Source organism: Psychrobacter communis (assembly GCF_014836505.1).
In the GTDB taxonomy this organism is placed as follows: Bacteria; Pseudomonadota; Gammaproteobacteria; order Pseudomonadales; family Moraxellaceae; genus Psychrobacter; species Psychrobacter faecalis.
This window is the reverse complement of record NZ_JACSQR010000018.1, coordinates 44848-55037: the sequence shown is the minus strand read 5'-3', so window position 1 is coordinate 55037 and position 10190 is coordinate 44848. Positions and strand designations below refer to the sequence as shown.

9 protein-coding genes and 1 tRNA gene are annotated in these 10190 nt (G+C 43.5%); 3 read left to right on the top strand and 7 right to left on the bottom strand.

What is annotated here, in order from left to right; translation table 11 throughout:
• Positions 1-166 precede the first annotated feature (166 nt).
• Entirely contained in the window at positions 167-907 is a 741-nt protein-coding gene (locus tag H9653_RS07795; RefSeq protein ID WP_191691676.1) for a DUF4230 domain-containing protein, read from the bottom strand.
• 661 nt (positions 908-1568) lie between these two features.
• Between H9653_RS07795 and H9653_RS07790 the strand changes: the two genes are divergently transcribed.
• A complete protein-coding gene (locus tag H9653_RS07790; protein ID WP_191691674.1) occupies positions 1569-3287 on the top strand; it encodes a proline--tRNA ligase in 1719 nt (572 codons plus the stop codon).
• Between the two features lie 101 nt (positions 3288-3388).
• Here the strand turns inward: H9653_RS07790 and queF are convergent, their stop codons facing one another.
• From queF to H9653_RS07770, 4 genes are all read right to left on the bottom strand, one after another.
• Complete coding sequence (gene queF, locus H9653_RS07785) at positions 3389-4276, bottom strand: NADPH-dependent 7-cyano-7-deazaguanine reductase QueF (protein ID WP_191691673.1); 888 nt, start codon at positions 4274-4276, stop codon at positions 3389-3391.
• 69 nt (positions 4277-4345) lie between these two features.
• On the bottom strand, positions 4346-5119 hold the full coding sequence (locus H9653_RS07780; RefSeq protein WP_191691672.1) for an ABC transporter permease: 774 nt from the start codon (positions 5117-5119) through the stop codon (positions 4346-4348).
• Positions 5120-5255: 136 nt separating this feature from the next.
• The gene (locus H9653_RS07775; RefSeq protein ID WP_068408527.1) at positions 5256-6203 is read right to left on the bottom strand and encodes an ABC transporter ATP-binding protein; all 948 of its coding nucleotides are present in this window, start codon (positions 6201-6203) and stop codon (positions 5256-5258) included.
• A gap of 387 nt (positions 6204-6590) precedes the next feature.
• Positions 6591-7256 (bottom strand): c-type cytochrome, encoded by a 666-nt coding sequence (locus H9653_RS07770; RefSeq protein WP_225211659.1) that lies wholly within the window; start codon positions 7254-7256, stop codon positions 6591-6593.
• A gap of 386 nt (positions 7257-7642) precedes the next feature.
• Between H9653_RS07770 and H9653_RS07765 the strand changes: the two genes are divergently transcribed.
• Positions 7643-7719 (top strand) — tRNA-Arg (locus tag H9653_RS07765).
• A gap of 162 nt (positions 7720-7881) precedes the next feature.
• On the opposite strand, the gene H9653_RS07760 is transcribed toward H9653_RS07765, so the two are convergent.
• Positions 7882-8247, bottom strand: a complete 366-nt coding sequence (locus tag H9653_RS07760; RefSeq protein WP_191691669.1) for a hypothetical protein — start codon at positions 8245-8247, stop codon at positions 7882-7884.
• Positions 8248-8282: 35 nt separating this feature from the next.
• On the opposite strand from H9653_RS07760, the gene H9653_RS07755 reads away from it, so the two are divergent.
• Positions 8283-9083 carry an SIR2 family NAD-dependent protein deacylase gene (locus H9653_RS07755; RefSeq protein ID WP_191691668.1) on the top strand — a complete coding sequence of 267 codons (801 nt, stop codon included), beginning with the start codon at positions 8283-8285 and terminating at the stop codon, positions 9081-9083.
• A gap of 94 nt (positions 9084-9177) precedes the next feature.
• Here the strand turns inward: H9653_RS07755 and H9653_RS07750 are convergent, their stop codons facing one another.
• Complete coding sequence (locus H9653_RS07750; protein WP_191691667.1) at positions 9178-10176, bottom strand: adenosine deaminase; 999 nt, start codon at positions 10174-10176, stop codon at positions 9178-9180.
• Between the last annotated feature and the right edge of the window lie 14 nt (positions 10177-10190).

Below are 10190 nucleotides of genomic sequence, written 5' to 3'. Positions count from 1 at the left end.
CAGTTTCCCCATAACTTGCTCTCTATATTATAGATATAATCTATCTATTATAGTAATAAATAGGTAGGTTTGTATATATTTTATTTAACTGTTTGCAACCCTATTGCCAATAAATTCAAGCAACATCTGTTAAGTGGTGTGGCGTTTCGTTAAACCATTTTAAGTATTAAGCCGTTGGCATTTGACACGCGCCTGCTCCCTGCGTGGAGACCGTTACGACAGCACCCGTCAATGAAAATAACTGCTGCAATTGGGTTTGCGCATTTTCTAATGCCAGATTCATCACATCACCGCGGCAAGCACGCTCAAGGACTTCTTTTTTCGCCATACTTTGCGCTTGTTGCAAGATTTTTGGATCGACCTGCATCATACCAAAAGCGCCCGTTTGCCAATCATAGATTTCGATATCGTCTAAATAAACAGAAAATATCTCTGACGGCGGCAAGGTAATATTGATTTGCGGCAACATTGAAACAGGTGTATTAGCATCAGCTTCCTGCACCTGTTCAACATCAATCTCTGGCTGCACCACCTGTACCATCTCTGGCGTTAATGCACTCAAATCAATCCCTGCTTCTACGCGCCCGCGTGCAATAAACAAACCCTTTTGCTCATCTTGCCACAGCTTCATCCAACTGCCTGGCTTTTGGCTAGTAATAACGGTATCGACACTGAATGCCACCGTCTCTAAACGATTTAATTTTTGAATTTGCATCACCACCCCTTCACGGGTAATGGTTTCTATCGGTTCTTCCTTAGTGAGGTTTTGCAGGCTATAAATCGCAAAAGCGAGCGCGGCAAGACCGATAAGCAATACCAGCCACGATAGCATCGAGATGGGTTTTTTCGCTTGCGGGCGCTTGGCATTATTCTTATCTACTGAAGAGTGGTTATCAGGGTTGACCATGTAAACTACCTCAAGGTTTTATATTAATTCTTATCAGCATAAAATTGCTAAATACTAAGCCTTTAATGCTATTTGTTTATAAGCATTTCAAGCAGTTACTACCATTCTCCTACATAATTGATGAGTTCGATGCCACTTTAAAAAATAGCTTTTGCTTCACTATTTATCCCTTTATTCTTTTATGTCCAAAATCTATAAACCGTGCTGCTTTATCAGCTAACTAAAATTTTATCTTTGAGTCTCAAAAACTGGCAAATTTTGAGTTAAAAAATCAGCTTATTTTTAGCATTATTATTGAGTTTAGCCACTGTTTAAGCTGAATCAACAAAAAGTCATTGCGTCTTAGGCGAACTTTACCTAACATAGTCAGATTGTATAAGCAAAATGTTGGCATGCACCCATTTTTCTGGCTTTTTTACCAAAAATATGACGCTGTCGATATGGATGTATTCATACAAAAATAAAAGTTTCACCCTTTTTGTAAGGCGTTTTATAAACGCACTTTCTAATAACGTGCTGCTTGTTGCAGTACTTTTTAGCTAGGCAGGTCCTAGACTATTACCAAGTGATAAAAGGTAAGCTTGCGTCGGCCATCAAAGCACACGCTAAATATCCTCCTATTTCTTATTTATTTTATCGTTGATAAGGTTCCGCTTTATTTATGAAAGCCAGTCAATTTTTGTTTGCCACGCTAAAAGAAACGCCCAGCGACGCTGATATCGCCTCAAGCCAACTCATGGTAAGAGCAGGTCTTATTCGTAAAATCGCTTCTGGATTGTATATCTGGCTGCCGATGGGTTTGCGCGTGTTGCAAAAAGTCGAACGCATCGTTCGCGAAGAGATGCAAAACGTCGGCGCTCAAGAAGTGCTGATGCCAATGACCCAGCCTGCCGAGCTTTGGCAAACGACCGGGCGTTTTAATGACTATGGTCCTGAGCTGTTACGCTTTAAAGACCGTCATGACCGCGATTTTGTCTTGGGGCCGACGCACGAAGAAGTCATCACCAACCTTGCTCAAGGTGAGCTACGCAGTTATAAGCAGTTGCCGATTACCTTTTTCCAAATCCAAGGCAAGTTCCGTGACGAGATTCGTCCGCGTTTCGGTGTGATGCGTGCGCGTGAATTTACCATGAAAGACGCTTACTCGTTCCACGCTGACCAAGCATCTTTAGCAAAGACTTACCATGAGATGTACGACGCTTATACGCGCATCTTTACCCGTTTGGGTTTAGATTTCCGTGCCGTGCAAGCGGATACCGGTTCTATCGGCGGTTTTGCGTCGCATGAGTTTCATGTGTTGGCAGACAGCGGTGAAGATGATATCGCTTTCTCTGACGTTTCTGATTATGCAGCCAACGTTGAGCTTGCCGAATCGGTCAGCACCGCTGAGCGTCAGCCACCAAAAATGGCGCGAGAAGACGTTTTAACGGAAGACATGACCAGCTGTAAAATGGTTGCTGAGCATCTAGGCGTACCATTAGAAACCACGGTAAAAACCTTAATTGTCCATGGTCATACCGAAGATGATGAGCCGCAATTAATCGCGATTGTCTTACGCGGTGACCATCAGCTAAATACCATTAAAGCGGAGAAAATTGAAGAAGCCAATGTACCGCTAACGATGGCCTCCGATGAAGAGCTTAAAGCCGCTGGTTTGCATAAAGGTTATATCGGCGTTGATTTGGATATGCCCGTATTTGTCGATCGCTCGGCAGCGTCTTTGTCAGATTTTGTCTCGGGCGCCAATGAAGTTAATAAACATACCATCGGTATGAACTGGGCGCGTGACGCCAGTATTACCCGCGTCGTTGATGTGCGCAATGTACAAGAAGGCGATCCTTCTCCTGACGGTAAAGGCAGCCTAAAAATCAAACGCGGTATCGAAGTCGGTCATATCTTCCAGTTGGGTGATAAATACTCGCAAGCGATGAATGCGACTGTCTCTGGCGAAGATGGCAAGCCTGTGACCATGATGATGGGTTGTTATGGTATTGGCGTTAGTCGTATCATCGCAGCTGCTATCGAGCAGAACAACGATGAAAACGGCATTATGTGGCCACAAACGCCAAGCATTGAAGATTCAATTGCGCCGTTTGAAGTCGCTATCATACCGATGAAGTCAAAAGAAGACACCGTCATGCAGACGGCGACCGCGCTGTATGAAGAGCTAAAAGCTCAAGGGGTTAACGTCCTACTTGATGACCGTAATGAGCGCCCGGGCGTGAAGTTTGCCGACCTTGAATTGATTGGTATTCCGCATCGTATCGTGGTTTCAGACCGTAACTTGGCTGAAGGCAAATACGAATACGTCAATCGCCGCGAAACAGAAAAGCAAATGCTGAGCCGCGAAGAAGTGATGGCAAAAGTAAGCGGCAAATAGTTTTTAATAAAACTTGCTCAATAAAAAAGCGCCTATCTGAATCAGATAGGCGCTTTTTTTAAACCAAACGCTGCAAAATCAATTTAGATAAGACCATTACCTTACTGGCGAATCAAGCGACTTGGCTGCGGTAATAACTTTATATCACTGACGCGGCAAGGATTGATATCGATACCGCCGCGACGTGTATACCACGCGCGCACCATCAGCTCGCTTGGCTCATAATGTTTGCTTAAATCAGCAAATATTTGCTCGACACACTGCTCATGAAAGCCATTATGCTGACGGAAACTTAAAATATAACGTAACATACTTGCTTCATCAAATGCTTTATCACTGGTAATTGAAACCGCTAACGTCCCCCAATCGGGCTGATTGGTCACCGGACAATTACTCCGCAGCAAGTTAGAATAAAAAGTATAAGGCTGCGCAACTTCCGCCGTATTGTTGCTTGCTAAATTATTATCATCTGCCTTGCTCTCTAGCAATGACGCGTCAGGCTGTTCCGTTAGCGCGACTTTCTCGCTGCTATTGGCAAGTGCCTCATCAATACAAACGCCTTCAGGTTGAGCAATTAACAAGCCTGTTGCTTTATCATCCAAGTCATCATTTAGGCTAAATATTTCAACGGTTACTTCTGCTTGAACGCATGACGATAAGTCTTTAGCAATCAACGCTTGCACCTCATCCCAACTACCAAACTCAGTAAAGTTAATACTATTTAAATATAGTTTTAATGACTTTGATTCGACGATAAACGGCGAGCTTGCCGGGATACCAAAACGCGCAATAGCCACTTGCGAGATACCTTGTGCATTTAACCAAGACAGCTCAAAGGCGTGCCACCAATCGACGCCCACTGCTAGCTTATCATCTTGCCAGCCAATCACATCGCGCCCTAGATTGCGCGCTATTGGATAGAGGGTCTCAGGACTATACTCAGTTGGATAATCAGTGGTTTGTTCGCCTAAAATACCGTGAATACTCATGGCTAATTCCTAATAGTAAAACTAATGATAGTTAAAATGCTAGAGATTATATATAGAACTCACAGCAACTTATAAACGAATACGCGAACCATCACTTAATAGTCGATAAGAGATGATATAAAAAATGACGCAAAAAACAAAGATAGCCGCCATCGAATACCACACATTGACATCAGAATAGCCAAGGATACCGTAGCGGAAAGAATTCACCATATAGACAATTGGGTTTAACAGTGAAATATTTTGCCAAAATGGTGATAAATTTTCCATCGAATAAAACACCCCGCCAAGATAGGTCAGCGGCGTCAACACAAAGCTTGGAATAATAGAAATATCATCAAATGAGCGCGCAAATACGGCGTTGATAAAGCCACCAAGCGAGAATAAAACCGAGGTGCCAATCACCGTAAATAAGGTAATAAATAAGTGCTCAATACCCAGCTTGGTAAAAAATAACGCCACAATAAAGACGATGACCCCAACCGCCAGTCCGCGGAAAATACCGCCACTGATATAACCGGTCAAAATAGCGTGCTTAGAGATTGGCGATACCAGCAGCTCCTCAATGCTCGAGTGAAACTTAGCACTAAAAAAGCTCGAGACCACGTTTGAGTAACTGTTGGTGATAATCGCCATCATAATCAAACCGGGCACGATAAACTGCATGTATGGCACACCGCCCATCTCGCCCACGCGCGAACCGATCATTTTACCAAAGATGACAAAATACAGGCTCATCGTAATGACTGGCGGCAATAATGTTTGCGGCCAGATGCGTAATATGCGGCGAATCTCTTTAATCAGCAGGGTGCGAAAAGCAATCCAGCGTTGTGCGAAGTTCATGCGTTATCTCTCCTAAGCAGTCTACAGGCTAATATCAAAACGCTATCACGGCCCGCAGTGTTGCCTATATGGTTGCTATATTTATAGTGGTCTATTTATGTGGGTGGGTAAATCGAGAAATTATGAATAAAACAGCCTACGAGCTTAAAGGTTCATGCAAGCTTTTATCGACCAAGCGCATAAACAACTCTTCTAAACGGTTGGCTTTATTACGCATACTGGCGACCAAAACGCCTTGCTTAGACAACTGCTCAAAGACACCGTTTAGCGACTCCCCTTCTGTCAGGGTCACTTCAAGCGTTAAATCATCAGGCTGTAGCGTGTCAGTAACCCCTGTTAAAGCAATTTGCTTGGTCAATGGCGTCGCCAAATCAAAGACAAAAGTTTCGACCGATAACTGCGCTAATAAATCTTTCATTTCTGTATTAATACGAATCTCACCGTGATCCAAAATAGCGATACGCTTACAAAGCTGCTCTGCTTCTTCCAAATAATGGGTGGTCAAAATAATCGTGGTATTTTCTTCAACGTTAATCTGCTGCATAAATTCCCACATCGAGCGGCGCAGCTCGATATCGACCCCAGCCGTTGGTTCGTCGAGTATCAATAGCTTTGGTTTATGAATCAAGGCGCGCGCAATCATCAATCGGCGCTTCATACCGCCCGATAGCTCGCGCGCTTTATTATCGCGCTTATCCCATAAGCCCAATGCTTTGAGCAGTTTTTCTGCTCGCGGTTTGGATTCTTTTGCTGCAATACCAAAATAGCCGGCTTGAGTAATCAAAATATCTTCAACTTTTTCAAACTGATTAAAGTTAAATTCTTGCGGTACCACGCCCAAAAACTGTTTGGCTTTTGAAGGTTCAGCCAATAAGTCAGTACCAAAGATATGCACACTACCCGCCGTTGGCTTAAACAGGGAGCTAATGATACCAATCATCGTTGATTTGCCCGCACCATTTGGCCCAAGGAGCGCAAAAAATCCACCTTGTGGCACTGTCAAGCTGACATCTTTTAATGCCGAAAACCCGTTGCCATAGGTTTTAGATAGGTTCTGAATAGATAGCGCTGGCACCTCAGACATGAATACCTCTTTAATAATGATGTATCTATAAAGGAATATAGAAGACGATTCGGGAAAAGTTAGTTTCTCTCATATTTGCTCTCGTCTCTTACGACGAGTCTAGTGTCTAGATGTGAGGCTCGCGGTCGCAGATTTCAACGTTAGGATGATATAACCACGATATTAATAATATCAATCGACGCCCACAAAAAAACGCCTACCTCATTAAATGAAATAGGCGCTTTATAAGCTTCTATATATGATTACTGATATCCGCAATACTGTAAAGTGCTCTCAATATATTTATATGTTAAAGGAGAATAATGATAAAAAAGCAAAGTAGGAGACGATAGCTACTTTACCGTCTCCTACTTTTTTCTATTGCTTTTTTACATATGGCACAGGCAATTAGCTTGCTTCATCAACCATATAATCCACTGCGCTTTGTACTTCTTCATCAGGGATATCAGCGCCACCTTTAGCAGGCATAGCGTTAAAGCCGTTGATAGCATGGGTATACAAGGTATCTTTACCTTTGGCGATACGAGGACCCCAAGCGCCAGCATCACCTAGCATAGGCGAGCCAAGTAAGCCTGAGGCGTGACACGTTTGGCAGGTAGCGTTATAAACGGCTTTACCATCACGAGGACCATCACCTGCTGCTGGCCCTGCAGAACGTGCAGTGACGTCGCATACTTCGTCGTCCTCAAAGCAGACTTTAGCAACCGGCTGAATACGAGCAATCAAGTTAGGATACAAAGCGATGAGCTTTTGTACTTGTGGCGTATCTTGCGGAATAGGCTCTTCTTCAGCGGCAGGTGCGGCAGCGGCTGTTGCTTCTTCAGCAGGTGCATCTGCATCGGTCGCGTCTGCTTGTGCAGCTTCATCGGTAGCTGCAGCGCCATCGGTAGTATCAGCAGCAGCTTTGGTATCGTCACCCAATTTTTCAGGCAAGTTATCGACAACCTCTTGCCCTTCTGCGACATCAGATACGGTTACAGGCGTGTCTACAACACTTTCGGCTTGGCTCACAGCGATACTAGCGATTCCTAGAATGGCAGCTGCCGATAACATAACTACTTTTCTCATTCGTCACGTTCTCTTATTGCGTATACAAGGGCCGACACGACTTGGACATTCTGTTTGTCCTCCTTTGATAACCAAGCAGTTATCAATAGCAAACAGCCATCCCGCATACGGGCGCGCTTGTAATCGGTGATTATAAATATGAATTCTCCCTGACATTATAAGGGAAAAGACAGGTGGATTGCCATGCCTGTTTGCCGACTATGGTGTTTTTTCTTAAAAAACGCCAATAGCGGCCTTCATTCATTGGCTTTATGACTTTTATTTGTTAGACTAAGCGGTCTTAATTTTTAGACGCCTTTTCGTTCTAACGACAGCCAATTGCACTTATTTATACACGTCATCGGTTTATTGGATTTTAGTCGATCAATTATGCGCTCGTAGCTCAGTTGGATAGAGTATCGGTTTCCGAAGCCGAGGGTCGTGGGTTCGATTCCCGCCGAGCGCACCAATCATCATAATCAGTCGTGTTTTACCCTTTTCTAGTCTTACCTATTATCTCATAACACTTTAACGGCAACGCTTTACGCTGTTAACTGCTGCCTATTACTGTGCGCTAACAACGATAAAATATTGTATATAAAGTTGTTAAATCTATTTAATTTGTAAAAACCTATTCCGCATCTTGCAAATTTGCCATTAGCTGAGCGCGGCTAGGTACACGGTGATAATTAATCACAGGTACGTCACCCAAGCGGCGCTGACCGGCGGCAAGCTTTTTATCAATGGTAATCATTGCCACTTTTTTATCTTGCTTCCTAACCAGTAAATGATTGGCTTTACGGTTGACACGGTAATCAGGAAAATGCTGCTTAACCAACTCTGCAGTTCTTTGTAGCCCATCATTGAGTGGTGTTTTTGCGCGTCCCGACTTTAGGTTGTGCTTATCGGCGGCTTTAGGCGCGCGCGATTTTGCCAATAACCATAGTCCCATGACAACTGCGAGCAATATGACAAGCCACCAAATACCATCTATCATAGAAATCTATATCCAATCTTAAAAAGGGATGGCTCATGTTAACAGAATTATCACCTGCGTTAATAGCCGAAGTCGAGCGCGCTGCCAAATTGCTGGGCTCAAAACAGCGCATCTGTATTTTAACGGGCGCTGGAATTTCAGCAGAAAGTGGCATTCCAACGTTTCGAGATAAGCAAACAGGCCTTTGGGAAAACTATGTGGCTGAGGACTTGGCAACGCCTGAGGCTTTTGCTCGCGACCCAAAACTGGTGTGGTCATGGTATCAGTGGCGCCGGCAGTTGGTCGCTGAGAAAAAACCAAATCCTGCCCATGAAGCTTTAGCGCAGTGGCAATATCATAGCCAATCTACCGAGCAGCAATTGACGCTTATTACCCAAAATGTCGACGATTTGCATGAGCAGGCTGGTAGTAATGTCACCCATTTACATGGCAATCTTTGGCAAAATCGCTGCAGTCAATGCGATGCGCCCTACCAAGAGCAATCTAGAGGCTCATATAGCAGTGCCAATACCCTAGATTATAGTGACACTTTGATTACTTGCCCGCACTGTGATGGCTATATACGCCCTGATATCGTGTGGTTTGGCGAAGCCTTGCCTGTACAAGCCTGGCAGACAGCGGAGGACGCGGCGGCCAATTGTGAAGTGTTTATGAGTATTGGCACCTCAAGTCTCGTTTATCCTGCGGCAGGTCTCGCACAATTGGCAAAAGATAATGGTGCCCAAATCATCGAGATAAACCCACATCCAACACCAAATACCATCGTTGATATTACTCTAGCAGAAAAGGCTGGAATGGTCTTGCCGCTATTAGTCCAAAAAATTACGGCTATGTAATCAATTACGTTGAAAAGTGCCTAGCGAAAAAGAAAAGGCTTAACGATTTATATAACCGTTAAGCCTTAATCATTGAAAATATCTTTAATCACTTCTACCGGAGAGCAAGATCCACTTGCGCTAGGTATTTCTCTTTTAATTCATTATCTATAAATGAAGATCTAAAAGAGTTTTTTACCAAAGTAACGATATCATTTTCTGTCAGCGGTAGATGGTTGCATATATTGATAAAGTTTTGATTCATATACCCTTTAAAATAAGCCGGATCATCAGAGTTGACGCTGACATTTAAGCCATAGTCTAGCAGCTCTTTAATATTGTGCTGTTTGTAACTCTCAAATACCTTGAGCTCAATATTAGAATTGGGGCAAACTGTCAGCGGCATTTGCTCATCTTTTAGGCGTTGCATCAACGCTGCACTTTTTATCGATTGTACGCCATGATCAATGCGATTGATTTGCAATAAATCTAACGCTTCATAAATATAAGAAAAATCTGCTTCCTCGCCAGCATGAGCGACCAGCTTAAAGCCTGCTTCTTTGGCCTTTTTAAACACTTCTTTAAACTTGGCGGGAGGGTTGCCCAATTCTGAAGAATCCAGACCGACGCCGATAATATCGTCTTTAAACGCCATTGCTTGCTCTAAAGTCTCAAACGCCTCTTCTTGGGATAAGTGGCGTAAAAAGCACATGATAATACAAGAGGTGATGCCGTATTTTTCTTTGGCATCGGCAAGTGCTTCTTTAATACCAGTAATGACTGTCGCAAACTCAACCCCTCTTGCAGTATGAGTTTGCGGATCAAAAAATATCTCCGTATGGACGACATTATCTTCGACACACTTTAGAATATATTCCCACGTTAAATCATAAAAATCGTCTTTGGTAATCAGAACGTTGGCGCCCGCATAATAGATATCTAAGAAAGTTTGTAGATTGGTAAAATTATAGGCACGGCGGACGTCTTCGATATCGTTATAAGGGATAGCGATATTATTCTTTTTCGCCAGTCTAAACATCAGCTCCGGTTCTAATGAGCCTTCGATATGTAAATGCAGCTCTGCTTTCGGCAATTTTTTTATCAGCTCAATCATGGTATTGGCATGGT